Genomic DNA, 25,517 nt, shown 5'->3' with positions numbered 1-25,517 from the left:
CCCTCAGTCCAGCTTCGCGCCGGACGCCTTCACCACCGTCGACCATCGCTTCACTTCGGCGCTCACGAAGCTGCCGAACTGCTGGGGCGTGAGCGTGCCGAACTCCGCACCGTTGCCCGCCCAGATGGTCTTGAGTTCATCGGACATGCCTGCACGCTTGAGTTCGTCGACGATGCGCGTCTGTACATCGGCCGGCGTGCCCCTCGGTGCCCACATGCCGTACCAGGTCGTCACGGTGTAGTCGGGCAGGCCGACTTCCGCGGCGCACGGCACATCGGGGAATGCCGGGTTGCGCTTGTTCCCCGACACCATGAGCGCCTTGATGCGGCCGCCCTTGATGTGTGCGGCAGACGAGCCCAGGCCGTCGAACATCATGTCCACGTTGCCCGCAATCAGGTCCTGCAGCGCAGGGCCCGCGCCGCGATACGGGATGTGCGTGATGAAGGTGTTGGTCTGCTGCTTGAACAGTTCGCCCGCCAGGTGGTGCGACGTGCCGCTGCCGGCCGACGCGTAATTGAGCTTGCCCGGGTTGCGGCGCGCGTGCTCGAGGAACGCCTTCATGTCGTTCGCCTCGATGCGCTTGGGGTTCACCACCACCACCTGCGGCACGTTGGCCAGCAGCGCGAGCGGGACGAAGTCCTTCTCGATGTCGTAATCGAGCTTGGGGTACATCGAAGGCGCAATGGCGTGGTGCACCGCGCCCATGAAAAGCGTGTAGCCGTCGGGCGCGGCCTTGGCGGCAATGCTCGCTCCGACCGTGCCGCCCGCACCACCGCGGTTGTCGATGATCAGTTGCCGCGACGTGAGTTTGGCGAACTGCGCCGACAGAGGCCGCGCGAACGCGTCGGTGCCGCCGCCAGCGGGGAACGGCACGACGACCGTCACGGGTTTGGTGGGCCAGGCGCTTCCTTGTGCGCGGACCCACGGGGTGGCGGCGGCCACCGAAGCGGCCGCCAGTCGCAGCGCATCGCGCCGCTTGAGGCTGAAATTCATCTCTTGTCTCCTGTCGTTATGGAAGCTGTTTTCGATGCGGAAGCGCGGCGCTCTGCGGCACCGTCGGGGAACACTGATTGTCATGTCAGGCAGAGGCTGTCGATCTCGCCGGATGCTGGGACTTTCCCTTGGGCCAGCATGTGGCGGTGCTTGTCCAGGCGCTTGAGGTCGTAAAGGTAATTGACCATGAGGCCGTACGACTGCTTGAGTCCTTTCGCAGACGGGTCGCCCGCCCAGTTGAGCCGCTCGACCCGCGCGCCATTGCCCAGGTGGAAACGCGCCACCGGGTCTGCCGGCTTGCCGTCTACCAGCGAACGGGCCAGGTATTGGGCAGCACATCGGACGATGAACTGGCGCAGCGGTGATTTGGGCGCCAGCGCGAGCACGTCGTCCATCGCCGCGAGCACGTGCGACGGGCCGGGCGGGGCGAAATCGACGACCTTGCCGAGCTCGGCGCGCTGCTTGTCGTCCAGATGTTCGATCTGCGCGGCCAGGTTCTTCGCCAGCCAGCTCTTGAAGCCGGGGATGGGGGACAGCGTGGCGAAGGTGCGCAGCTTCGGGAATTCGGCGCGAAGCTCTTCCACCACGTGCTTGATCAGCGAATCGCCAAAGCTCACGCCGCGCAGTCCCGTCTGCGTGTTGCTGATGGAATAGAAGATCGCCGTGGTGGCGCGCGTCAGGTCCGACGCCTCGGCAGATTCGTCCAGCAGCGGCGTGATGCTCGCGGTCACATCGTCCTGCAGCGCCACCTCGACGAAGATCAGCGGCTCGTCGGGCAGGCTGGGATGGAAGAAGCCGTAGCAGCGACGGTCGCTGTCCAGACGGTTCTTCACGTCCGACCAGCTGCGGATGTCATGCACCGCTTCGTACTTGATGAGCTTTTCGATCAGCGACGCTGGCGAATCCCAGCTGATGCGGCGCAGTTCCAGAAAGGCCACGTCGAACCAGGTGGAGAACAGCGATTCGAGTTCGTCGTCCAGCGCCAGCAGGCGCGCGCTTTCGTCGCCCTTTGATTTGAGATGCGGCAGTAGTTCGGCGCGCAGATCCACGAGGAAGCGCATGCCGTCGGGGAACGAGGCGAAGCGCTGCAGCAGCCGTGTGCGCGGAGACACCAGCGCGCGGCGCAGCCGGATTTCGGCCCGGCCCTCTTCGGGCGTTCCCACGGCCGCCTCATACTGTTCACGCGCCCCCTTCACCTTGGCCGCGTCGGGGGCGAACTGTTCGCTGATCAGCAGCCAAACGTCGCGCCGTTCGGCGGGCGTGGTGGTGGCATACCACTCGGCCACGGCCTTGGCGCGACGCCCGCCCTCGACCTCGCTCACGCGCAGGTCGACGATGGACTGGAGTTCGGTCAGCGTGCGACGCAGGATGCGGGGGGACAAGGCCTCCTGATCACGCCGCAGCGTGGCCTTCAGGCGCTCGCGCGTGCTGCGCAGTGCGGGTGAGGCGGCTGCACCACCTCCGCTTTCACCAGGTGCGGCGCGCAGCAGCGAGACACTGCGTGAAATCCACGTGGGCGTGTTCATGCGATCACCTTGGACCGTTGCGCGCGGGCGAGGCTCGTGAGCGCCTCACGCTGGCGGTTGAGATGGGTGCGCATGGCCGCTTCCGCGCCTTCGCTGTCCCGCGCCTTGAGCGCCGCCAGCACGGCCATGTGTTCGCTCAGGCTCTGCTCCAGCCGGCCCGGAGCGTGCAATTGCTGAAGGCGCGCCAGCTTCACGATCTTGCGCAGGTCGGTGATCACCTGCGCCAGCCAGCGGTTGTCGGCCAGCATGATGATGGCTTCATGGATGGCGTAGTTGGTCTCGAAATATTCGTTGATGCGCCGCGCCTTCGCATTGCGCGCGAGCTTGTCATGCAGGATGTCCAGCGCGGCGATATCGGCGTCCGTGGCATGCAGCGCGGCTTCATAGGCACAACGGCCTTCGAGCAATGCGATCACGGGAAATATTTCGTCCAGGTCTTTTTCGGTCACCTGGTTGACGAAGCAGCCGCGGCGCGGCTCGTGGCGCACCAGACCTTCCGCCGTCAGTACCTTCAGCGCTTCGCGCAGCGGCGTGCGCGAGATGGAGAGCCCCTCGCACAGCGCCACTTCGTCCAGGAAACTGCCAGGCGCAAGGTCGCCCCCGAAAATGCGCTCGCGCAACTTCGCGGCAACCTCTTCATGCAGGGAAAGCGGAGCGGGTGTGGAAGGGACGAGACGCATAATTTTCCGTAATTACGCGTAATTATGATCAGCACCAGCAAATACCCGCAAGGGGGGCCGCACGGATTTTCAAGACGTTTCGGCTGGAAACAACAGCCAACTGGCGCCAAAACGCGCCAACTTGTTCGCGAGTCGCAATCAGTTTGTCCGACGGCTCGCCCAGACCCACATCGCCACGCCAGCGACGATCATCGGCAGCGAAAGCCACTGCCCCATGCTCATGTCGAGCGCGAGTATTCCCAGGAAATTGTCGGGTTCTCGGAAGAATTCCGCGATGAAACGGAACACACCGTAACCGACAAGGAATGCGCCGCTGACCTGCCCCATCCTGCGCGGCTTGCGTGCATAGATCCACAGGAGGATGAAAAGCAGCACGCCTTCCAGCAGGAACTGGTACACCTGCGACGGATGGCGCGGCAGCATCGAGCCGCTTTGCGGGAACACCATGCCCCAGGGCAGGTCGGGGCTGGAGAAGCGGCCCCACAGTTCACCATTGATGAAGTTGCCGACACGGCCGGCGGCCAGACCCGTAGGGACACATGGCGCGACGAAATCCATCACCTGCAACCAAGGCCGCTTGCGCGTGCGCGAGAACCAGACCATGGCCACCAGCACGCCGAGCATGCCGCCATGGAAGCTCATGCCGCCCTGCCAGATCGCGAAGATCTCGAGCGGATGCGACAGGTAATACGCCGGCTTGTAGAAGATGCAATAGCCCAGCCGCCCGCCGGCGATGACGCCGGCCACGCCAAGGAACAGGATGTCCTCCACGTCCCGCCGCTGCCACGCCCCGGGCCCGGTGATGGACGCATACGGCTCGTGCCGCAGACGCAGGATGCCCAGCGCCATGAAGAGGCCGAATGCGGCCAGATAAGTGAGGCCGTACCAATGGATGGCCAAGGGGCCGATCTGCAGGGCAACGGGGTCGATCGCGGGATACATCAGCATGGCGGTTATTGTGCCTTCACGAATTCGACGAAGCGCGCGAGTGCCGGCGCGGTGTTGCCGGCCGGCCAGATCAGGCTGGTTTCGCAGCCCGGCAGCGCCCGCCGCCGCCCGGGGGCGCCGGGCTGACGATAGACCACGCCGCTGCGCTGGAACTGCGTGACACTCTGGGGCACCCAGGCCAGCCCCAACCCCGCCGACACAAGGTTCACGATGGTCTGCATCTGGATCGCCTCCTGCGCGACCTTCGGCGACTGTCCGGCCGCGTGGTACAGCGCGATCAGTGCGTCGTACACCGAAGGCAGGATGCGCCGCGGAAACAGCACGATCGGCTCGGCCAGCACGTCGGCCAGCGGCGGCGACTCGAGCCGTGCAAGCGGATGCGACTGCGGCAACGCCAGGACCAGCGGCTCCGTCGCGACCACGCAATGCGACAGCCCCTCCGGCGCAAAGCCGGGGGAGTGGAGCACGAAGCCGGCATCGGCCTCGCCCCGCGCCAGCAGTTCGAGTTGCACGTCGCCGGTGGCCTCCAGCAGTTCCAGTTGCACGAGCGGATGGCGCTCCCGGAACAGCCGCACCCATTGCGGCAGCAGATCGAAGCCGACGGTGGACACGAAAGCCAGGCGCAAACGCCCCGTTTCCCCCGCTGCGGCAGCGCGCGCCTGCGCTGGCAGCGACTGCGCGCGCGCCAGAAGTTCGCGCGCCTGCGGCAGCAACACGCGGCCTGCCTCGGTGAGTTGCACGCTGCGTTTGGTGCGCTCGAACAGTTGAACGCCCAGACGCTGCTCCAGCAGCGCGATGGCCTGCGTCAGCGGGGGCTGCGTCATGTGCAGGCTGCGGGCGGCACGGCCGAAGTGCAGTTCTTCCGCCACGGCAACGAACTGCCGCCACAACCTGAGCTCGATGTTGGCGTCACTCATATGCCAAACATATTAATTCATCGTCGAAAACGGATTGGAAAGAATGAATAAAGCGGCGCATACTCGGCGCTCCCCGGACACACGAGTCCCCCACGAACGAACGAACGACCCGAGAGACACAATGACCACCAAGAAAGTCATCCCCCTGCGCAGCGCCAACATCACCGAAGGCAAGGCCCGCGCGCCCAACCGCTCCATGTACTACGGCATGGGCTACAAGGAAGGCGACTTCGGCAAGCCGATGGTCGGCGTCGCCAACGGTCACAGCACCATCACGCCCTGCAACTCCGGCCTGCAGAAGCTGGCTGACGCGGCCATTGCCGGCATCGAAGAGGCGGGTGGCAATGCGCAGGTGTTCGGTACGCCCACCATCTCCGACGGCATGGCCATGGGCACGGAAGGCATGAAGTATTCACTGGTCAGCCGCGAAGTCATCAGCGACTGCATCGAGACCTGCGTGCAGGGCCAGTGGATGGACGGCGTGGTCGTCGTCGGCGGCTGCGACAAGAACATGCCCGGCGGCATGATGGGCATGCTGCGCGCCAACGTGCCGGCCATCTACGTCTACGGCGGCACCATCCTGCCGGGCAAGTGGAAGGGCCAGGACCTGAACATCGTCAGCGTGTTCGAAGCCGTGGGCCAGAACGCCGCCGGCAAGCTCAGCGATGAAGACCTCAAGGCGATCGAGCAGAACGCGATTCCCGGCACCGGTTCGTGCGGCGGCATGTACACCGCCAACACCATGTCGTCGGCCTTCGAGGCGCTCGGCATGAGCCTGCCCTACTCGTCCACCATGGCCAACCCGCACGACGAGAAGCAGAACTCGGCCAGGGAATCGGCCCGTGTGCTGATGGAAGCCATCCGGAACGATCTCAAGCCGCGCGACATCGTGACGCGCGAGGCGCTGGAGAATGCGGTCACGACCATCATGGCAACCGGCGGGTCCACCAACGCGGTGCTGCACTTCCTGGCCATCGCGCATGCGGCCGGCGTGGAATGGTCGATCGACGACTTCGAGCGCATCCGCAAGAAGGTGCCGGTGATCTGCGACCTCAAGCCCAGCGGCAAGTACCTGGCCGTGGACCTGCACAACGCCGGCGGCATCCCGCAGGTGATGAAGGTGCTGCTGAACGCCGGCCTGCTGCATGGCGACTGCATCACCATCAACGGCAAGACGATCGCCGAGAACCTGAAGGACGTGCCGGACCAGCCGCGCGCCGACCAGGACGTCATCCGCACGATCGACAAGGCGCTCTACAAGGAAGGCCACCTCGCCATCCTCAAGGGCAACCTGTCGCCCGAGGGCGCAGTCGCCAAGATCACCGGGCTGAAGAACCCCGTCATCACCGGCCCGGCGCGCGTCTTCAACGACGAGCAGTCCGCGCTCAAGGCCATCCTCGACGGCAAGATCAAGGCGGGCGATGTGATGGTGCTGCGTTACCTCGGCCCGAAGGGCGGTCCCGGCATGCCCGAGATGCTGGCACCCACCGGCGCGCTCATCGGCGCGGGTCTGGGCGAAAGCGTGGGCCTCATCACCGACGGCCGCTTCTCCGGTGGCACCTGGGGCATGGTGGTCGGCCACGTGGCGCCGGAAGCAGCCGCTGGTGGCAACATCGCGTTCATCGAGGAGGGCGACTCCATCACCATCGATGCGCACAAGCTCGTGCTGGAACTGAACATACCGGAGGAGCAGCTCGCCAAACGCCGCGAAGGCTGGACGGCTCCCGAGCCGCGCTACACACGCGGTGTGCAGGCCAAATTCGCGTTCAGCGCATCGAGCGCCAGCAAGGGCGCGGTGCTGGACGATTTCTGATCCTTCGTCCGCCTGCGGCCTCAAAAAACAATGACGGGCGCTTCAGTCGCGGCTCTTGAAACCTTTGAGAGCATCCCGTTGCTTCTGGAGACGATCCTTCTTGCGGTTCTCCATTTTCTCCATCGCCCTGCGCTTGGTGCGGCCAGAAGCATCGGACCAGTGCCACCAGGCGACGGCCAGCAAAAAGGGGGAGAGGATGATCCACCAGCTCCAGGTCGCGACGAAAGTCAATTCCATGTACTTGAGCACGATGAAGACAATGCCAATCACCAGGAACAACATCACGTTTCTCCGCAGCGGCTCATGCCGCAATTTCTGAAGGTCAACCAGCGTTACTACAATGCCGTTTGAAAGACTGTACCGCAACCCACGAGGCATTCCAATGAAACATCTCACGCTGGTTTTCTCTGTGCTGGCCACTTTGGCAACTGCCCAGCCCGCCCTGGCCGATCAGGCGCTGGCCACGTCCAAGAATTGCATGACCTGCCACGCCGTGGACAAGAAGCTCGTCGGCCCCTCGTACAAGGACGTCGCGGCGAAGTACGCCAACCAGAAGGACGCGGCAGACAAGCTGGCCGTCAAGATCATGAAGGGCGGCTCCGGCGTCTGGGGCGCGATCCCCATGCCGGCCAACCCGCAGGTGAATGAAGCGGACGCGAAGAAGCTGTCTGCATGGATCCTGGGGCAGAAGTAAGTTCTGTCACTCAACCATCCAGAGAAAGGCCGCAGCAATGCGGCCTTTCTTTTTTGGATGTCCCCCGGAAGCTCAGTTCGTCTGGGCCAGTTGCTCCAGGATCGCCGGGTTTTCGAGCGTCGACGTGTCCTGCGTGATGGCCTCACCCTTGGCGATGCTGCGCAACAGACGGCGCATGATCTTTCCGGAGCGGGTCTTGGGCAGGTTGTCGCCGAAGCGGATGTCCTTGGGCTTGGCGATCGGGCCGATTTCCTTGGCGACCCAGTTGCGCAGCTCGGCGGCGATCTGTTTCGCTTCCTCGCCCGTGGGGCGCGCGCGCTTGAGCACGACGAAGGCGCAGACGGCCTCACCCGTCACATCGTCCGGCCGGCCCACCACGGCAGCTTCGGCCACCAGGTCGGTCTTGGACACGAGGGCCGATTCGATCTCCATCGTGCCCAGGCGATGGCCCGACACGTTCAGCACATCGTCGATGCGGCCGGTGATGCGGAAGTAACCCCGGTCGGCACTGCGAACCGCACCGTCGCCCGCAAGGTAGATCTTGCCGCCCATCTCCGGCGGGAAGTAGCTCTTCTTGAAGCGGTCCGGATCGCCCCAGATGGTGCGGATCATCGACGGCCAGGGGCGCTTGATGACCAGCATGCCGCCCGAGCCGTTGGGAATGTCGTTGCCCGTCTCGTCCACGATGGCAGCCATGATGCCGGGCAGCGGCAGCGTGCACGAGCCCGGCACCAGCGGCGTCGCGCCTGGCAGCGGCGTGATGACGTGGCCGCCGGTCTCCGTCTGCCAGAAGGTATCGACGATGGGGCAACGCTCGCCGCCCACATGGCGGTGGTACCACATCCATGCTTCGGGGTTGATCGGCTCACCCACCGAGCCGAGGATGCGCAGGCTCTTCAGGTCCCAGTTCTTCGGATGCACTTTTTCGTCGGTTTCCGCCGCCTTGATGAGCGAGCGGATGGCCGTCGGCGCGGTGTAGAAGATGGTGACTTTGTGCTTCTCGATCATCTGCCAGAAACGGCCCGCATGCGGGAAGGTGGGAATGCCTTCGAAGATGACCTGCGTGGCGCCCGCCGCCAGCGGGCCGTAGGCCACATACGAATGGCCGGTGATCCAGCCGATGTCGGCCGTGCACCAGAACACGTCGTCGGGCTTGAGGTCGAAAGTCCAGTCCATCGTCAGCTTGGCCCACAGCAGGTAGCCGCCGGTGGAGTGCTGCACGCCCTTGGGCTTGCCCGTGGAGCCCGAGGTGTAGAGGATGAACAGCGGATGCTCGGCGCCGACGTACTCCGGTGCGCACTCGCTGCCCTGCCCCTTGAGCACCTCGTCGAACGTCTTGTCGCGACCGGCGACCATGTTGCAGGCCGTGGCAGTACGCATGTAGACCAGCACGGTCTTGAGTGTGTCGCAGCCGCCCAGTGCGATGCCGTCGTCCACGATGGCCTTGAGCGGCAGTTCCTTGCCGCCGCGCATCTGGAAGTTGGCGGTGATCACGGCCACCGCGCCGGCATCGATGATGCGTTCCTGCAGCGCTTTCGCCGAGAAGCCGCCAAACACCACGCTGTGCGTCGCACCGATGCGCGCGCACGCCTGCATGGCGATCACGCCTTCCACCGTCATCGGCATGTAGATGATGACGCGGTCGCCCTTCTGGATGCCCTGCGCCTTCAGTGCATTGGCGAACTGGCTCACGCGGGCCAGCAGTTCCTTGTAGGTGATCCGCGTCACGGCGCCGTCATCGGCCTCGAAGACGATGGCGGTCTTGTTCTCGACGGGGGTACCGATGTGCTTGTCCAGGCAGTTGGCGCTGGCATTGAGTTCGCCGTCGTCGAACCACTTGTAGAACGGCGCACTGGATTCGTCGAGCGTGCGGGTGAACGGCTTCTTCCAGACGACGTTTTCGCGGGCCAGGCGTGCCCAGAAACCTTCGAAATCCTTCGCGGCTTCGGCACACAGCGCGTCGTAGGCGGCCATGCCGGAAATCCGGGCTGCCTTGACCACGGCATCGGCCGGGGGAAACACCCGGTTCTCGACCAGCACCGATTCGATCGCGGAAGAAGAGGAACTCATGTTGCGGTCTCCTGTTTATGGGTACGGGTTTCCGTATTGAACCCGCTTTTGCGGCGTAATGTCCGCGTCGGCACTTACAAGCCACTGACACAGTATGGTGGCATCCTACCTAGTGGAAACCCGGCCCGTCCCGTGGGCTGGCCCTACAATGCGCGCTGCCGCCCCAGGTATTCGAATCGAGCCCGTCATGACCGATCCCGCAACCGGTAAATCTTCCCCCCTGCGCCCCCTTCCCAACCTGATTTTTGCCAGCCGTTGGCTGCAGTTGCCGCTGTACCTCGGGCTGATCGCCGCGCAGGCCGTGTACGTGGTGCACTTCCTGAAAGAGCTATGGCATCTGGTCGAAGCCGCATTCGGAAACGAAGCAGCGCTTCAGCTGCTGATCACCAGCATCGGCTACAAGACCACAGCCCCCATCACCTCGCTCAACGAGACGGTCATCATGTTGGTGGTGCTCGCGCTGATCGACGTGGTCATGATCTCCAACCTGCTGATCATGGTCATTGTCGGCGGCTACGAGACGTTCGTCTCGCGCCTGAACCTCGAAGGCCACCGCGACCAGCCCGAGTGGCTGAGCCACGTGAACGCCTCGGTGCTCAAGGTGAAGCTGGCGCTCTCCATCATCGGCATCAGCTCGATCCACCTGCTCAAGACCTTCATCAACGCGGACAACTACACCGACAAGGTGTTGATCGCCCAGACCGTGATCCACATCGCGTTCCTGCTCTCGGCGATGGCCATCGCCTATACCGACAAGATGATGTCGACGACCGCCTACGGCAACAAGCCGCACTGACACCGCGCCCGCTTCAGCGGCCCACCATGTTGCCCGGCACCACCCACTGGTCGAACTGCTCGCCCGTCACGTGACCCGAGGCAACAGCCGCCTCGCGCAGGCTCGTGCCTTCCTTGTGCGCCTTCTTGGCGATATAGGCCGCCTTGTCATAGCCGATGTGCGTATTCAGAGCCGTCACAAGCATCAATGACCGCTCGACCAGTTCCGTGATACGTTCACGGTTGGGTTCGATGCCCACGGCGCAGTTCTTGTCGAAACTCAGGATTCCGTCGGCGAGCAGGCGCACGCTCTGCAGGAAGTTGTGCGCCACGACCGGACGGAACACGTTCAACTCGAAGTTGCCGCTCGCGCCGCCGATGTTGATGGCGACATCGTTGCCGAACACCTGAGCGGCGAGCATGGTCACCGCTTCGCTCTGCGTCGGGTTGACCTTGCCGGGCATGATCGACGAGCCCGGCTCGTTCTCGGGAATGGTGATCTCGCCGATGCCGCTGCGCGGGCCGCTGGCGAGCCAGCGCACGTCGTTGGCGATCTTGTTCATGCTCGCGGCCAGCGTCTTGAGCGCGCCGTGCGCGTGCACCAGCGCGTCCTGCGACGCCAGCGATTCGAACTTGTTGGGCGACGTGACGAACGGCAGGCCGGTGATGCTGGCGAGCTCCTTCGCCACGCCTTCCGCGTAGCCCTTGGGCGCATTAAGGCCGGTGCCGACCGCCGTGCCGCCCAGGGCGAGTTCGTACAGGTGCGGCAGTGCATCACGCACATGCCTGCTGCCGTGCTCCAGTTGCGCGGCCCAGCCGGAAATCTCCTGCCCCAGCGTGAGCGGGGTGGCGTCCTGCAGATGGGTCCGGCCGATCTTCACGATGTCGTCGAAATCCTTCGCCTTTTGCATGAGCGTTTTCTTCAGCACGTCGATGGCGGGCAGCAGCTTGTTGGTCAGCGCGTCGACCGCCGCCACGTGCGACGCTGTCGGGAACACGTCGTTGGACGACTGGCTCTTGTTCACGTCGTCATTCGGGTGCACCAGGCGGGCCTCCCCGCGCTCGCCGCCGAGCAGCTCGCTCGCACGGTTGGCGATCACCTCGTTGAGGTTCATGTTGCTTTGCGTGCCGGAGCCGGTCTGCCAGACCACCAGCGGGAACTCGTCGGGGTGCTTGCCGTCGATGACTTCCTGTGCGGCGTCCACGATGGCTTGCTTCTTCCTTGCGTCGAGCAGGCCGAGCGCGTGGTTGACGGTGGCGGAAGCGCGCTTGACCTGGGCGAGCGCACGGATGATCTCGCGCGGCTGCTTCTCGGTGGAGATGTCGAAATTCTGCAGCGAACGCTGCGTCTGCGCGCCCCACAACTTGTCGGCGGGCACCTCGATCGGGCCGAAAGTGTCTTTCTCGGTACGTGTCTTCATGATTTGGCTTGACCTGTCAAAATAGCGGGCTGGGGACAGCCTGGCCCGGACACTGGCAAGCATAGCCCCGAATAAAAGCAATTCTCATCTGATGGGTGTTGCCACACACGAAGCCCCACGAAGCCCGCAAAGAGCCCACGACGCCATGACCACCATCCACCAGGACGACCTGATCGAGTCCATCTCGGCTGCACTGCAGTACATCAGCTACTACCACCCCACCGACTACATCGCCCACCTGGCCCGAGCCTACGAGCGCGAGCAATCGGCGGCAGCCCGGGACGCGATCGCGCAGATCCTGACCAACAGCAAGATGAGCGCGACCGGCCAGCGCCCGATCTGCCAGGACACCGGCATCGTGAACGTGTTCCTCAAGGTCGGCATGAACGTACGCTGGGAAGGCTTCACCGGCAGTCTGGACGACGCCATCAACGAAGGCGTGCGCCGCGGCTACAACCATCCGGACAACACCTTGCGCGCATCGGTCGTGGCCGATCCGCAGTTCGCGCGCAAGAACACGAAGGACAACACGCCTGCCGTCATCTTCACCGAGCTGGTACCCGGCGACACGCTGGACATCACCGTGGCGGCCAAGGGCGGTGGCAGCGAGAACAAGAGCAAGATGGTCATGCTCAACCCGGGTGATTCGGTGGTCGACTGGGTGCTCAAGACGGTGCCGACCATGGGCGCCGGCTGGTGCCCGCCGGGCATGCTGGGCATCGGCATCGGCGGAACCGCCGAGAAGGCCGTGCTCATGGCCAAGGAAAGCCTGATGGACGACCTGGACATGTACGAGCTGCAGGCCAAGGCGTCGAAGGGCGAGAAGCTCACGCAGGTGGAAGACCTTCGCCTCGAACTCTACGAGAAGGTGAATGCGCTGGGTATCGGTGCGCAGGGCCTGGGCGGACTGACCACGGTACTCGACGTCAAGATCAAGATGTACCCGACACACGCGGCGAGCAAGCCCGTGGCGATGATTCCCAACTGCGCGGCCACGCGCCATGCGCATTTCGTCATGGACGGTTCGGGCCCGGTGTACCTGGATGCCCCCTCGCTCGACCTGTGGCCGAAGATCGACTGGAAGCCGGACTACAACAAGAGCAAGAAGGTCAACCTGAACACGCTGACGAAGGAAGAAGTCGCCAGCTGGAAGCCGGGCGACACGTTGCTGCTCAACGGCAAGATGCTCACTGGCCGCGACGCGGCGCACAAGCGCATCCAGGACATGCTGGCCAAGGGTGAGAAGCTACCGGTCGATTTCACCAATCGCGTCATCTACTACGTGGGTCCAGTCGATCCGGTGAAGGACGAGGCCGTCGGCCCCGCCGGCCCGACCACCGCCACACGCATGGACGGCTTCACCGAGATGATGCTGGCCCAGACCGGCCTGATCGCGATGATCGGCAAGTCCGAACGCGGCCCGGTTGCCATCGAGGCGATCAAGAAGCACAAGAGTGCCTATCTCATGGCCGTGGGTGGCGCTGCGTACCTCGTGTCCAAGGCGATCAAGACTGCCAGGGTACTCGGCTTCGCGGACCTCGGCATGGAAGCCATCTACGAATTCGACGTGGTCGACATGCCGGTGACAGTGGCCGTCGACGCAGGCGGCACGAGCGCCCACATCACCGGTCCGGCCGAATGGCAGAAACGTATCGCCACCGGCGAGTTCAAGAACATCGCCGTCGCTGCAGCTTAGTACAGGCTCATGACCGACGCGCCCATCGGAATCTTTGACAGCGGCGTCGGCGGCCTGAGCATCCTGTCGGCGCTGCGCGCCGCTTTGCCGCACGAGCATTTCATCTACTACGCAGACAACGCGAATGCGCCGTACGGGGAGCGCGACGAAGGCTTCGTCCAGGAACGCTGCGCGGCGATTGCCGGTGACCTGATCGGGACGCACGGCATCAAGGCGCTGGTGGTTGCATGCAACACGGCGACGGCAGCGGCCATACAGCAGTTGCGCGACATCTGGCCCTCGCTGATCGTGATTGGCGTCGAGCCGGCACTCAAGCCCGCCGTTGCGCTGACCCGCACGCGACGCATCGGGGTCATGGCCACACGCGGTACGCTTGCCAGCGCCAAATTCGCCACACTGCACGCCGGTCTCAAGGCCGAGGCGCACTTTGTGCTTCAGCCGTGTGATGGACTGGCCGAGGCCATCGAACTCGGCCAGACCCCCCTGGTCCAGGAACTGTGCGAGCGCTACACGAACGCCATGGGCAAGTTCGGCAGCGGTGCTGCACAGATCGACACGCTCGTACTCGGCTGCACGCACTACCCTTTTGCGGCGGACACCTTCCTGAAACTGTTGCCCGACGAAGTGCAACTGGTGCATCCGGGGCCCGCGGTAGCACGCCAATGCGCGCGCCTGCTTCGAGGGGCGGGCCTCGCCCGCTCGAGCGGGGCCGGCGGCGTGCAGTGGCTCAGCAGTGGTCCCATCGAGCCGCTGCAGCGAATGGCAGCGGCTCAATGGGCCTGAGCCGGCCCACTGGCTTCAGGGCTTGCGCACACCGGTGAAGCGGAACTCCACGCGCCGGTTCGGCTGCAGACACTCGGTCAACGCACGTGTCGCCACTTCGCCGACGCAGGAAGTCTTGACGGGCTCGCGCTCGCCGCGACCTTCGGTCGTGATGGTGCCGGCCGCCATGCCACCCTGGACCAGATAGGCCTTGACCGTGGCGGCACGGCGTTCGGACAGGCGCTGGTTGTAGGCATCGCTGCCCAGGCGGTCGGTGTGCCCGATCAGGTGGATGCCGTCGATCCGCACGAACTGGGCGCGCGCTTTTTCGAGCACTTCATCGATCTTCGCGCGGCCTTCGGTCAGCATGTCGCCGGTCTGGTACTTGTCGAACCGGAAAAGCGCGTCTGCTTCGATGGCAATGATCTCTTCCGCAACCGGCGGGACCGGCTTCACCGCCTGGGGCTTCACAGGTTGCGGACAGTTGTCCGCCTGACGCCTCGCCTCGGCAGCAAACTCCTCCGCCTGCGCAATGATTTCGCCGGTATGCCGCTTCATCTCGAACTGGCGGTGTTCATGACCTGCCTGGACCAGATAAACCTCGAGGCATCCAGTCGCCGCCGCCGCGCACGAGAATCCTCGCGCGCCCTTGAGATCGCTGGCTTTTGCCCAAAGGTCTTCACGGAGTCGGTGGGCTCCGTCCACCAACGGCGTGTCCAGACCCACAGCCTTCTGCCCCGACTCCAGGCCTGCGACGATCTTTTCCGACTCGGACAGCGCAGCCTGCGGGAAGTCCGTGCGATCGTTGCGGTGGTATTCGTGGAACGACACATCCAGCCAGCACTGCGCCTTGGCCGTCGCATAGTCGCTGCCCTTGATGGCCTGCTTCTGTGCATTCAGCCGGGCCTGCAGCGCTTCGTAGGTCTTCTGGTCCTTGTAAATGACTTCGTCACTGATCCGCTCTACCTGCGGGAACAGGATGGCCTTCAGCCCACCTGCAGAAGGCGCCGATGTCTGCGCCGCCGTGACCAGGCATGTCGTGGCGACGGCTCCTGCAACGGCCGCTTTCACAGTGCCGGATATCGTTCGTCTGTTTTTCATGCGTGCCTCACTTGCCGCCAAAGAGGGTTTCGTCGAATTTGAAGCGCAGGCGCAGGTACAGGCCGCGCGCGGTGTACTCCGATGCCGTCAGGTCGCGATCGGTGAAGCCGGCAACGTTGTAGCCCAGCGAGACCCAGAGGTTGCGCTGCACCTGATAGCCCGCCTCCAGTCCGAACGCCCATTGGTTCGTCCTGGACTTCGGGCTGTACAGCGTGGCGACCAAGGCACCCACATCCCATTTGTCATTGACGTCGTAGGTCACGCGCCCCGAAGCGAGCAAGGCGGAATACGAGTCATGCACGGTACCGAATCGCTCGTCGACATACTTGCCGGCAAGCCGGCCGGTGTACCACCATTGCCTGTGGGGGTGGTAGTCGGCGTGCGTGGAGAAGATGTGAACCTTGCGCTCCTCGCTTTCGGTCAGCGCATCGTTGCGCTCGAGCTTGTACTCGTAGCGCGCCAGCGCGTTGACGCGGTTGGTGTCGGTGTCACGGTAAGCCACCCCCACCTGGAAACGGTCCTGCAGCTGATCGCCGGTCGTCCTGTTGTCAAGCAGGTAGAGATAGTTGCGGGCCAGCAGCGTCCAGTCGCGCGAAAGCTTGCGTGCGACCATGGCCGTGGAAAGCCACGCCTGGTTCCCGTCAAGCACTGCGGAGGGATCGAGCTTGCGCCATTCGATCCGTCCGCTCGCCTTCCACAGCGGATTCGGCGTGTACTCGACACCGAACGTGAGGGCCGTGGATGACTGGCCGTCTCCATCGAAGACCTTCAGGCGTTCCGCGCCAGCCTGCAGTCGCACCCCTTCCGCAACGGACCAGGTGTTGCGAACGCCGTTGGCGGCCTGCAGCTGTCTGTCACCGATGGCATCGCGCAGACGGTACTCGCTGTAGACCTGACCCTCGTTCGAGAACCCTGCATCGACGCCGACGATGAACGCATTGCTGCTTTGCGCCGGGTCCAGCGAATAGTACGACTGCATGCCCGTCTGGTCTTCGTAGCGCGCGTAAAGCTTGCTGCGTTCGGCGAACTGGTAATCGGCACCCACCGCGAATCGATGCTTGTTGCTGTCCTCGACGTCGCGTTCGACTTCACCGTACAGCGCCCATGGCTCGCCCGGTCGCCATGTCAATCGACCCCGCACGCTGGTCGTATCCTGAGGTATCGCGTTGGCCTGCAAGGTGGGGCTGTAGGCCTGTCCGTTGATCAGTGCGGTACCGCTCAGCGGATCGACCGCATTGGCACCGGGGTTGTAGAAGCCGCCACTGGGATTGCCGACCGATCCGATGGATGTGTTGGCGGCGTTCGACAGCGTGTAGCCGACGTTGCCGTCTTCCTTCACGCGCTTGAGCGCAATGTCGGCTTCCAGCGTGTCGGTGATCTGGTGGCGCACGCCCACCTGCGCAGCGCTGCGCTGTCCGTCGTTGACATCATCCCGCGAATGCAGGAGTTCGCCGTAGACCTTTGTATCGTCAGTCACGGCACCAGTCGCCTTGGCACCGGCTTCGGTGCGGCCGGCAGCCAGGCCCGACGAAGGATTGTTGAATCCGTCATCCGTCCTGATCGCATAGGCGCGCGCTTCCACCGCCCCGGATTTGTGTCGTAGCTCGACGCGTGCCGCATTGCCGGAAACATCGCCCACGGGCTGCGTGCCTGCAGCGGTCGAGAAGCTGTTGATGCCGTTGGTGTTGGCCGTGCCGTCGGTGCGTGCGATTTCCGCGACGATGGACGTGTTCTCACCCAGTTTGACGCCCACGTTCGCGCTACCCATGCGGTAGGGCGCCAAGGGGTTGTCCTCGCGCACATACGAGCCGCCGAGTTCCACGCGTTCGCTGAGCTGGGCCTGTCCATCCAGCCCGATGGTCCAGAACTTCTCACCGCCCTGATCCACTTCGTAGGTCACTCGTACCGACACCGGATTCAGGTTGGCATCGACGGTCGGAATCGGACGCGTGAACAACAACTGTCCGGAGAACGGTTCGAAAACATAGTCGGTGAATCGCGTCATCGGCGTGACCGACAGCACGACATTCGGCTGGTTCCGGTCACGGACGAGAATTTCGACCTTCTCGGTGTTCTGCAACCCGTTGTTGTTGCTCACCGAATACGGGCCCGACACGCCGCGCCCCGGCAACTCGTCGATCACCTGCCGGACGCTGTCGTACATGCCGAAGACGTTCGTCGTGATACCCCCGGCTTCGTAGTGGTGCTTCACACCGGTTACCGAGCGGCTGTAGTTGCCGAGTTGGCGCAGCGCCAGCGGTGCGGTATCACCTTGCCCGATGCCCTGGGTGAAGCCATCGGCAGTGGTGAAGTCACCATAAAGCAGGTACGAGCGGTTCTTGTCTACACGTACGTACAGCCGGTCCGACGTGCGTGCGTCGAAGCCAACGATGGAACTGTCGCCATACACCGGGTAGAACTCGTCCGGATTGATGTCGCGGAACAAGCGGTTGCGCGTTTCCTTTTCCGAATCGTAGGCGAGCGTCAGCAGGTAGTCGCCCTTGATCTTCCCCTTGAGGAAAAACGCGGTGCGGACACCTGCGTGGCGCTTTCCGTTGTCCCATTCGCGGGACCAACGCTCGAGCTCGTATTCGAACCCGTCGTTCTGCCGCACCGGATGCAATTCGGACGACTTGAACTTGCTGACGTTGATGATGCCTTCGACCAGGCCAACGGCAACCATGTCGCGCAGTTCGGGCACGAAATTGACCTTGCCCTGCACATAGACGTCACCGGCCATGGCACGGATGGTGACTTCCTGCGGGTCATGCGGCGCAAGCAGCAGGAACTTCGCCACGCCGTCCACCACCTTGAATTGCACGCCCTTCATGACGCGATCGGCGTCGATCCGCCCCGGAGCGGATTCGTCCGTATCCGCATGAGGCAGCTGGATGCGACCACCGCTGACCTCCAGCGTCACGAACTGCGTCCCCTTCATGAGGTTGTCTCGCGCGTCGTAGAGCTTGAGCGTCACTTCCGTCGGGGTTTGACCGTCTGCGGGAATGTCATTGCGTGCAACTTCGAGCCGGATCGCGCCGGTGCGCACGCGCAGTTCACCCGTCAGCGGCCGATCGAGCAGTTCGCGCAGCCCCGCATCTTTCGGGTTGGCGATGACGACCGACTGCGCGAATGCTGCCGGTACCGTCATCGGGAATGTGGTGGCGAGCGCCACCGCAATCAGGCTCTGGCGGCCCAGGTTCTTGGATTGATAGCGTTTCATCGTCTGGCTCCCTCTCACTGCCTGACTTCGTGCCGCGGTTCGGGCACGGGCTGGTCAGCCGTGTTGTTCACGCCCTGCTTCGGTGTCGCCGGCGTAACCGGCGGCTCCTTGCGGGACTCGAACACCAGGGCGGGCTGTCCAGTCTTCTTCTCGGTTTGCGGTGCAGACACTTCGCCTTGCGAGCGACGGGCCTTCACCTGGTTGAGCACGGAGTCCGTCGGATTTCCGATGATGAAATCGCCCCGGTGCAGTTCGCCGCGCTTGATGTCCAGCCACAGGCTGTTGCCGTCACCCAGATTGCGGTTGCTCGAAGGAACCAGCCTTGCGCCTCGCGGCAGCGTGGATGGATCGACCTTGATCACGTTGCTGCGCGGGGGCAGGCCGCAGAAGCTGTACTTGCCTTCCACGTCCGTGATGAAGTTCGTGCCGTCGATCAGGTACAGCCGGACTCCCGGAACTCCAAGTTCCTCGATGTCCTGCAGACGGTTGTCGTTGGTGTCCACGTAAACCTTGCCCAGCAGACAGGCTTCGTCGGTGAACACGCCCCCGGTCACCTTGACCTTGAACTTCGAGACGTTGGAAACAATGGGGCCGGAGTGCGCCTGGGCGCGGTTGATGCCGTCGCCTTGCTGCGAACCCACACCCACACGAACCCTGTAAGTCAGCTCGTAGTCCACATTGACCGGCACGTTGCCGATGGAGAACGTCAGGGCCGGACCGGGCGAGCCCGCAGGATCCGCCAGCGTGGCGTTGTTGAGGCGCGCCGTCCCCGGGATGTACCGGAAGCCGGCTGGCAACACGTCATCGACCTGCACGCCCGGAAGAATGGCGGGACCATTGTTGTTCCGGATGCGGATGGTGTACTTGAGGCTGTCGCCCACTTCGACCACCGACGTCGATCCGACCTTCGCGATCACCAGCCCGAAGCCGTTGGCCGGGTCCACAGGGATGTGGTTGTGCACGATGCCCCAGGTGCCCGAGCCCACGGTCAGCAGCAGGTGGTACGTCGTCGGTTCCAGGCCGACCGGCGCGCTCGCCTGGGGCTGGATCAGGTGCGTACCCAAGCCTGAGCTTGCGGTGAACGCGCCAGATGGCGGAATGAACGTCGAGACGAACTTGTGGTTCGGAATCGAGGCAGGATCGATGCTCAGCGAGAACTGGCAGGAAGCCGGCGAGTCCGGTGTGAAGAAGAACTGGTACATGCCCAGCACGTTGGTCGGCATCGAGATGCTGTTGCCACTCACGGTGTAGCCGCCCAGGCCCGCGTTGACGATGTGCAGCGCGGGATCGAAGCCGGTACAGACGCCCACGGGGCTCAGTGTCACGATGGCATTCGCAATCACGTTGCGGCCAGCGGAGTCATAGACCACGCCACTCGGATCGACCGGAAGGTTCGCGCAATCGGTACGCGCACCGGCCGTGACCGTCGCTTCGATCGCACCACGCTCCTGCGGCCACAGGCGCAGTCCGGCCTGATTGCCACCCGCCGTACAGCTGGGCTCCGGCACTGACCAGGCCACACCCGTCTGCGGATCGCGGAAGACGATCTTGTACGGCTGGTCGGCAACGAGGTCTTCGATCGTATAGGTGCCGTCGGCCGCCGTCGTCGCGGTTCCAACCTGTCTCGGCGCACCACTGCTCATGTCGTAGGCGGTGACGAGCCAGCCTTGGAGGGTGGCGTCTGATCCGTCGTATTCACGGGTGGTAGCGCCCTTGTCGAACCACACACGCCCACCCAGCGAGCCGGGGAGCTTGATGAGGATCGGATCGGCGTCGGTGTTACCGGGCGTATTGGTGGCGCGGTTGCCCGGCGTCACGAACACGGGAAGCTCGCTGCCGCCGCTGACGGTCACGTTGTTCACCAGCGTGCCGTTCAGGCCTGCAGCAACATTGACACCGAAAGTGATGCTGAACGGCGAGCCTGCCAGCGGTGTGTTTGCCGGAATGACGGTCGTCGTTGTACACGTCGCCACAGCCGTACCCTGGCCAGAACACGACCACATCGGATTCACACCAGTGAAGCCATCGGCCGCCACAGTCAGTCCCGCAGGGAGCGTGTCCGTCACCGTCACGATGCCGGAGGTCGCCACGTTGCGCAGGTTGCCCACGTTCAACGTGATGCTGCCCGGGTGACCCGCCGTGAACTCGATGGGTGCGTGGGTCTTGCTCACGACGAGGTCGGGCGAGGACACGGACGTCACCGTGACGGTGTCGGTCACGGGTGGCAAGGTGCCGGTCGGAGGCGTGACCGTTGCGGTCGCAATGTTGGTCACGGAGCCGGAAATGATGTCCGCCGCCGTCACCGTGTAGCTTGCGGTACAGATGGTGCTGACAGCCGGGGCCAGCGTCGTCACCGGGCACGCAGCACCCGCGGGGATGCGGTCATCGGCGACGACCAGATTGCTCAGGGTCACGTTGCCGGTGTTGCGGACTTCGTACTCGTAATTGACGACGTCGCCGACGTTCGCATATGGGAAGCCCGACACCGCGCGCTTGTCCAGCGTGAACGACGGAGCACCTGCCAGTACATTCAGCGTACGGGTGTCGTCGTCGGTCACAACGGTATTGGCAGGGTCGCGTGCCGTGGCGGTGGCCACGTTCACCAGTGGTGCACCGGCGTCCACCTCAGCCTGCGTCACGGTATGGGTGTAGGTATTGCACGTGACGGTGTTGCCGGGTGCACTGGTCGTGAGCGTGGTGGACGGACACGTGAGCGTGGTCGGCGCACCACCATTGAAAACGTCCGTGACAGCCAGGTTGCTCAGGGTCACATTGCCGGTGTTGGTCACCACCACCGTGTAGGTGATGACATCGCCTGCATCGAGAAGGCCAACTGCGCCCACATCCGTGGTGATGGCAGAAGACTTGGTGACCTGGATGGCCGGCGCGGGCGCGCGGTTCACGAAATCACATGTCAGCACATCACCTGTGACAACGCTGGCAGCAGGAATGGTATAGGTGGAGCCCGAGAGCGAACCGACCGTCGTACCACCTGTGTTGGCGCAGGTGGCGGACTGCACGGCCCAGCCGGCGGGCAGCGAAGACTCGTTGATCGTCACGGCTGTACCAGTCGCGACCACATTGAAAGCCTGAACACCGGCTATGCCCGTATCGGCATCCACCTGAACAGCGGCGCCCGCCGCCGCAGTGCTCGCAGAGCCCGTGGTTTGCGCAGTGTTCGTCAGCGTGAAGCCGAAGGGGCCGCCCACGCCGCCTGTCGTCGTCTTGCGCAGGATGAGGGTTGGGGGGTTGTTGACCACCTGGATCGGCGCGGTCGCAGCATCAATGTTGCAGACGGTCGTGCCGGAGGACGTCGCGGTCGCAGCAGCAGAAGTCCCGGCGACAGGAGGTGTTGCCGACAGGTCGCACGCCGGCAGTGTGTTGGTGTAGTTGCCAACCGCAGTTCCACGGATTGCCACCTGGATTTCACAGAACTGACCTGCAGCGAGCGTGCCGCCGGACCAGCCCACACTCGTAGAGCCAGCAGTCGCACCATTGACCGTACCCGAGGCGCATGCGCCAACCGTCACCAGATTGGGCGTTGCCGCGACGACGATGCCCCCCGGAAGGTTGTCGACCAGCGCCACATTGGTCATTGGCGCACCGCCCGTAGACGGATTGGTTACACGCAGCGTAAGCACCGAAGTCTGCGACATATCAATTGCCGAAGCACTGAATGATTTGGCAACAACCGGTGCGGCGTAGACTTCTAGCTCGTCTGTCGCATCCGCCGTGTAGATGCCACCTTCCAGGCTGCTCACATCCGTCGGCTGAATCGTGTTGACCCAGTGCGGTGCGGCGCTGACGACATCCGACGTCACGCGGACGCGGTAGCGGCATTCGCTGAATGCCGGCAATGTCAAACCAGTGCTCGTGATGGTGTTGCCGCCTGCGGGCGCGTTGACGTTCAGACCCGAGCAGTTCGTACCGGCAACGGGTTGCACGATCGTCACCGGCGACGCCACACGGATCTGCGTCGGCATGTTGTCGGTGATGCTGATGTTGTTGGCAGGCGCGCCATTGGCGTTGTAGACGCGGATCTCGAGCTCACTCGTGCCACCGACCGGGATGCGATTCGGAATGAACCGCTTCTCCACGCCGACACGCGGTTGCACCACGAGGTTTGCGCTGAAAGGCGTGGCCGTCGTGGCGCCATTGGAAGAGCGCACATCCCCCACTTGCAGCGTGTTGACAAGTGTGCCGGTCTGGAGAGCCGTGACACGCACAGTGACGGTACAGCTCGCTCCACCCGCAAGCTGGGCACCGGTCATGCTGACCGTATTGCCCAGCGCATTCGCAGTCACGACAACCGTGCCCCCAACGCCGGGCGCGCAAGTGGTGCTCTTCACCACAGGGTCGGCAACGATCATTCCTGAGGGAAGGTTGTCCGTCACGGAAATGTTCGTCAAGGCACCCTCAGCCCCTGCGTAGGGGTTGGTCACCGTGATCGTGAGATCGGAAGTACCGCCGCCAAGGATGGTGGAAGGATTGAAGGCCTTTGTCGCCGATATGGACAAGGCAAGCGAACGGAAGCCTGCCTCAGCGGCGTCCGCATTCGATACCTGAACCCCGCTTCCCGCGACGGTCGCGGTTACCGCCCCGGTACTGATTTTGTTCGGGCCTGGGAAAGTGCCCCCGTGATTCCAGTCTGCGCCGGGATATCCATTCGGCTCATAGACAATGCTGAGGACATCGAGGGAAACAGAGCACGTGCCGTCTACGCCACCTGCTTGTGCCGGCACGGTACCGCCAGAAAGCGTGAAGGAATTGCGATAGATGCCGGAGTCGATGCCAATCGTTCCACCACATGTGTTGACGATATTCGGAACGGCTGCCACACGCATGTAAACGTCACCGTTGAACAGAGGCATCTGATCAATGAACGCGAGGTTCTGAAGGGCAGCCGTGCTCGAATTGCTGACAGTCACCGTCAATCGGTTGATGCCTGTGTTGTTTGCCACGAGAGCTTGGGAGAATGACTTGGCAACCCGCAGTGGCCCCCGTACGGCAACCGTCGCCAGATCAGCACCGGGGGTGATGGTGGTAATGCCGTTCCCAGGTGTACCCGCGGGAGCAATCGAAGGCCGGAATCCCGATCCGCTTGCGGGAGAAATGAGGTTGCGGTGCCGCCCAATGGATGTTGCGGTCACCTCCACCTGGATAAAGCAGTTGATGGTCCCATTCACTTGTCCGTCTTCGGATTGGCCGAGAACACTCAGGTTCTGAACGGTGAAGCCATTACCCGACGGGTGCGGTGTCAATGTTGGAGGCACCGGCGGCGTGGAAAATCCGTTGGCAGCATTGAAGAACGTGTTGCCAGGTTCACCACAATTGAGAAAGGAATAGTTAAGCGGCGTCGCCAACACAAGGTCGCTGGCAATTCCCTCGGTCGTCGTCGGCTGGAAGGTATCGACGAAAGTACCGCCGGTGGCAGAGAAGCCGTTCCCGTTCCGCAGCATGATGAGGTACTTGGCCTTGCCACCAGGATCGATGACGTTGGAGTCCGGATATGTGAGCCATTGCCCCAGAGGGTTCACCGAGTACTTGATCGATCGCAATTCGAAAGCCGTATCAATTGGAAGAATCGTGTGCGTCCAGGTGGCCTCAGTGGAGTTGGTGACAGGCGTGCCGTCAGTCAGCGTTCCGGTAACAGCCCCAACCGGTACGCGATTCGTGCTGCCAACGACAGCGTCGTTGGCCAGTACCGAGTTGAGTGAGAACGTGCACGTCCCACCAGAAGCCATAGAGATCCCGGAAACAGAGATGCCAGCGCCGCCCGGAAGAACCGTTCCACTCGCTGCTCCGCCACAACCCGCAGAGAAAGAAAAACTGCCTGCACCGGTCACCCGGTAGTCGAGAATGCTGTTTCCGTTCGCATCCGGAAAGTTGTCGACAAACGAGACGCCATTGACCGCTTGGCTGTACGGGTTGAAGAGGGTCCAGCTGGAAGTCGCCGTCTGCCCGAGAACCACACCGCTGTTGACCGCGCCCAAGCCACTGGCTTTGCTGATCGCGAGGCCGTTCTGCGCCGCCAGTTGTGCGCTGCTGCCAGCACCGTCCGTGCCCGGTCCCTGATCGGTGGTTGTGCGCCCTGTCGGAATGGTGTTCGTATACAACCCCTCCGCCGTTGCCCGAACAGGCACCCTGATGGAACAGTTGCCCCCCGCAGGCAATGCGCCACCCGAAAGGACAACGCTACCCGAGCCCAGCGTTGCCGTCAAAGTGCCACCGCAGTTGTTGGTAACCGAGCCCGCGGCAATGACCAGCGTTCCAGCACCCGCCGGCGTCCGCGTGACATCCGTCGCAAAGATATCGGACAGGCTGAGGCCAGTGACGGCAAACGCATTTGGATTGACGAGCGTCACTTCCATCATCGACGACTCGCTGACAGCGATCGTCGATGGCGTGAAGCTCTTGTAAGTAAGAAGGCGCTGCGAGGCCGCCACAAGGAGTGTGGCTGCGGCCCCTGTACCGTTCTGCGTGGCAGAGCCGTTGACTGACGCAGTGACGGCGCCCGCGGCAATTGCGTTTGTCTTTCCACCGGAAACGTTGGAAGTGACCTGGACAACGATCTGACAGGAGGTCGGACCCCCGGCCGTCGCAGGGGGAATCGAGCCGCCGGTCAAAGACAACGAGGTCGCAGGCCCTGAAGCCGGCGACAAGGTTCCACCACAACTGTTGGAGGTGATGGACGTCCAACTCAGATTGGCCGGGAAAGTGTCGGTGAAAGCAAGATTTGTCTGCGGTCCAGCCGCATCCGTGTTTTCCAGCGTGATGGTCATGCTGGTCGAGCTGGCAGGAACGATGGACGTCGTACCGAATGCCTTGCTGACAAGGATGGTGTTCTGCGCAAATGCAGGCGCCGAGACAAGAAGGAGGAGTGCAGAAGCAAGCATTGCCCC

Annotated in this window: 16 protein-coding genes; 5 read left to right on the top strand and 11 right to left on the bottom strand. The window is 63.5% G+C overall.

Annotated elements, in window-relative coordinates; all coding sequences use genetic code 11:
- Positions 1 to 3: 3 nt before the first annotated feature.
- From ACO2Q9_RS08095 to ACO2Q9_RS08075, 5 genes are all read right to left on the bottom strand, one after another.
- Positions 4 to 993 carry a Bug family tripartite tricarboxylate transporter substrate binding protein gene (locus tag ACO2Q9_RS08095; protein WP_423310074.1) on the bottom strand — a complete coding sequence of 330 codons (990 nt, stop codon included), beginning with the start codon at positions 991 to 993 and terminating at the stop codon, positions 4 to 6.
- A gap of 80 nt (positions 994 to 1,073) precedes the next feature.
- Positions 1,074 to 2,519, bottom strand: a complete 1,446-nt coding sequence (locus ACO2Q9_RS08090; RefSeq protein ID WP_423310072.1) for a malonyl-CoA decarboxylase — start codon at positions 2,517 to 2,519, stop codon at positions 1,074 to 1,076.
- The gene (locus tag ACO2Q9_RS08085) at positions 2,516 to 3,199 is read right to left on the bottom strand and encodes a GntR family transcriptional regulator (RefSeq protein ID WP_423310070.1); all 684 of its coding nucleotides are present in this window, start codon (positions 3,197 to 3,199) and stop codon (positions 2,516 to 2,518) included. The genes ACO2Q9_RS08090 and ACO2Q9_RS08085 overlap by 4 nt, the downstream gene beginning before the upstream one ends.
- A 138-nt stretch (positions 3,200 to 3,337) precedes the next feature.
- Positions 3,338 to 4,147, bottom strand: coding sequence for a prolipoprotein diacylglyceryl transferase (lgt, locus tag ACO2Q9_RS08080; RefSeq protein ID WP_423310068.1), 810 nt, complete (start codon positions 4,145 to 4,147; stop codon positions 3,338 to 3,340).
- 5 nt (positions 4,148 to 4,152) lie between these two features.
- Positions 4,153 to 5,064, bottom strand: a complete 912-nt coding sequence (locus ACO2Q9_RS08075) for a LysR family transcriptional regulator (RefSeq protein WP_423310066.1) — start codon at positions 5,062 to 5,064, stop codon at positions 4,153 to 4,155.
- Positions 5,065 to 5,185: 121 nt separating this feature from the next.
- Between ACO2Q9_RS08075 and ilvD the strand changes: the two genes are divergently transcribed.
- A complete protein-coding gene (gene ilvD / locus ACO2Q9_RS08070) occupies positions 5,186 to 6,877 on the top strand; it encodes a dihydroxy-acid dehydratase (RefSeq protein ID WP_423310064.1) in 1,692 nt (563 codons plus the stop codon).
- A 42-nt stretch (positions 6,878 to 6,919) separates the two neighbouring features.
- On the opposite strand, the gene ACO2Q9_RS08065 is transcribed toward ilvD, so the two are convergent.
- A complete protein-coding gene (locus ACO2Q9_RS08065; protein WP_423310062.1) occupies positions 6,920 to 7,159 on the bottom strand; it encodes a TIGR04438 family Trp-rich protein in 240 nt (79 codons plus the stop codon).
- 100 nt (positions 7,160 to 7,259) lie between these two features.
- On the opposite strand from ACO2Q9_RS08065, the gene ACO2Q9_RS08060 reads away from it, so the two are divergent.
- On the top strand, positions 7,260 to 7,571 hold the full coding sequence (locus ACO2Q9_RS08060; RefSeq protein WP_423310060.1) for a c-type cytochrome: 312 nt from the start codon (positions 7,260 to 7,262) through the stop codon (positions 7,569 to 7,571).
- Between the two features lie 72 nt (positions 7,572 to 7,643).
- On the opposite strand, the gene acs is transcribed toward ACO2Q9_RS08060, so the two are convergent.
- Entirely contained in the window at positions 7,644 to 9,641 is a 1,998-nt protein-coding gene (acs, locus tag ACO2Q9_RS08055; protein WP_423310058.1) for an acetate--CoA ligase, read from the bottom strand.
- 187 nt (positions 9,642 to 9,828) lie between these two features.
- On the opposite strand from acs, the gene ACO2Q9_RS08050 reads away from it, so the two are divergent.
- Positions 9,829 to 10,437 carry a TIGR00645 family protein gene (locus tag ACO2Q9_RS08050; protein ID WP_423310056.1) on the top strand — a complete coding sequence of 203 codons (609 nt, stop codon included), beginning with the start codon at positions 9,829 to 9,831 and terminating at the stop codon, positions 10,435 to 10,437.
- Positions 10,438 to 10,450: 13 nt separating this feature from the next.
- On the opposite strand, the gene fumC is transcribed toward ACO2Q9_RS08050, so the two are convergent.
- Positions 10,451 to 11,836, bottom strand: a complete 1,386-nt coding sequence (gene fumC / locus ACO2Q9_RS08045) for a class II fumarate hydratase (RefSeq protein WP_423310054.1) — start codon at positions 11,834 to 11,836, stop codon at positions 10,451 to 10,453.
- A 145-nt stretch (positions 11,837 to 11,981) separates the two neighbouring features.
- Here fumC and ACO2Q9_RS08040 point away from each other — a divergent pair, with 145 nt between their 5' ends.
- A complete protein-coding gene (locus ACO2Q9_RS08040) occupies positions 11,982 to 13,532 on the top strand; it encodes a fumarate hydratase (RefSeq protein ID WP_423310052.1) in 1,551 nt (516 codons plus the stop codon).
- Between the two features lie 9 nt (positions 13,533 to 13,541).
- Complete coding sequence (gene murI, locus ACO2Q9_RS08035) at positions 13,542 to 14,315, top strand: glutamate racemase (protein ID WP_423310050.1); 774 nt, start codon at positions 13,542 to 13,544, stop codon at positions 14,313 to 14,315.
- Positions 14,316 to 14,330: 15 nt separating this feature from the next.
- Here murI and ACO2Q9_RS08030 read toward each other — a convergent pair whose 3' ends face one another.
- The 3 genes from ACO2Q9_RS08030 to ACO2Q9_RS08020 are packed head-to-tail and all read right to left on the bottom strand — an operon-like array spanning position 14,331 to position 25,511.
- Complete coding sequence (locus ACO2Q9_RS08030; protein ID WP_423310048.1) at positions 14,331 to 15,395, bottom strand: OmpA family protein; 1,065 nt, start codon at positions 15,393 to 15,395, stop codon at positions 14,331 to 14,333.
- A 7-nt stretch (positions 15,396 to 15,402) separates the two neighbouring features.
- The gene (locus ACO2Q9_RS08025; protein ID WP_423310046.1) at positions 15,403 to 18,615 is read right to left on the bottom strand and encodes a hypothetical protein; all 3,213 of its coding nucleotides are present in this window, start codon (positions 18,613 to 18,615) and stop codon (positions 15,403 to 15,405) included.
- 14 nt (positions 18,616 to 18,629) lie between these two features.
- On the bottom strand, positions 18,630 to 25,511 hold the full coding sequence (locus tag ACO2Q9_RS08020) for a DUF7507 domain-containing protein (protein WP_423310044.1): 6,882 nt from the start codon (positions 25,509 to 25,511) through the stop codon (positions 18,630 to 18,632).
- Positions 25,512 to 25,517: the final 6 nt, after the last annotated feature.

Source organism: Variovorax sp. VNK109 (assembly GCF_049445855.1).
Taxonomy (GTDB): domain Bacteria; phylum Pseudomonadota; class Gammaproteobacteria; order Burkholderiales; family Burkholderiaceae_C; genus JAGOCV01.
Note: the sequence above shows the minus strand (reverse complement) of the source record. Positions and strands in the feature narration are given on the sequence as shown.

Bases quoted from the DNA above. Each gene is read 5' to 3' on its own strand.
- ACO2Q9_RS08020 (WP_423310044.1), bottom strand. From the start codon at position 25,511: ATGCTTGCTTCTGCACTCCTCCTTCTTGTCTCGGCGCCTGCATTTGCG.
- ACO2Q9_RS08050 (WP_423310056.1), top strand. From the start codon at position 9,829: ATGACCGATCCCGCAACCGGTAAATCTTCCCCCCTGCGCCCCCTTCCC.
- lgt (WP_423310068.1), bottom strand. From the start codon at position 4,147: ATGCTGATGTATCCCGCGATCGACCCCGTTGCCCTGCAGATCGGCCCC.
- ACO2Q9_RS08040 (WP_423310052.1), top strand. From the start codon at position 11,982: ATGACCACCATCCACCAGGACGACCTGATCGAGTCCATCTCGGCTGCA.
- ilvD (WP_423310064.1), top strand. From the start codon at position 5,186: ATGACCACCAAGAAAGTCATCCCCCTGCGCAGCGCCAACATCACCGAA.
- ACO2Q9_RS08090 (WP_423310072.1), bottom strand. From the start codon at position 2,519: ATGAACACGCCCACGTGGATTTCACGCAGTGTCTCGCTGCTGCGCGCC.
- ACO2Q9_RS08030 (WP_423310048.1), bottom strand. From the start codon at position 15,395: ATGAAAAACAGACGAACGATATCCGGCACTGTGAAAGCGGCCGTTGCA.
- acs (WP_423310058.1), bottom strand. From the start codon at position 9,641: ATGAGTTCCTCTTCTTCCGCGATCGAATCGGTGCTGGTCGAGAACCGG.
- fumC (WP_423310054.1), bottom strand. From the start codon at position 11,836: ATGAAGACACGTACCGAGAAAGACACTTTCGGCCCGATCGAGGTGCCC.
- ACO2Q9_RS08075 (WP_423310066.1), bottom strand. From the start codon at position 5,064: ATGAGTGACGCCAACATCGAGCTCAGGTTGTGGCGGCAGTTCGTTGCC.
- ACO2Q9_RS08095 (WP_423310074.1), bottom strand. From the start codon at position 993: ATGAATTTCAGCCTCAAGCGGCGCGATGCGCTGCGACTGGCGGCCGCT.
- ACO2Q9_RS08065 (WP_423310062.1), bottom strand. From the start codon at position 7,159: ATGTTGTTCCTGGTGATTGGCATTGTCTTCATCGTGCTCAAGTACATG.
- ACO2Q9_RS08060 (WP_423310060.1), top strand. From the start codon at position 7,260: ATGAAACATCTCACGCTGGTTTTCTCTGTGCTGGCCACTTTGGCAACT.
- murI (WP_423310050.1), top strand. From the start codon at position 13,542: ATGACCGACGCGCCCATCGGAATCTTTGACAGCGGCGTCGGCGGCCTG.
- ACO2Q9_RS08085 (WP_423310070.1), bottom strand. From the start codon at position 3,199: ATGCGTCTCGTCCCTTCCACACCCGCTCCGCTTTCCCTGCATGAAGAG.
- ACO2Q9_RS08025 (WP_423310046.1), bottom strand. From the start codon at position 18,615: ATGAAACGCTATCAATCCAAGAACCTGGGCCGCCAGAGCCTGATTGCG.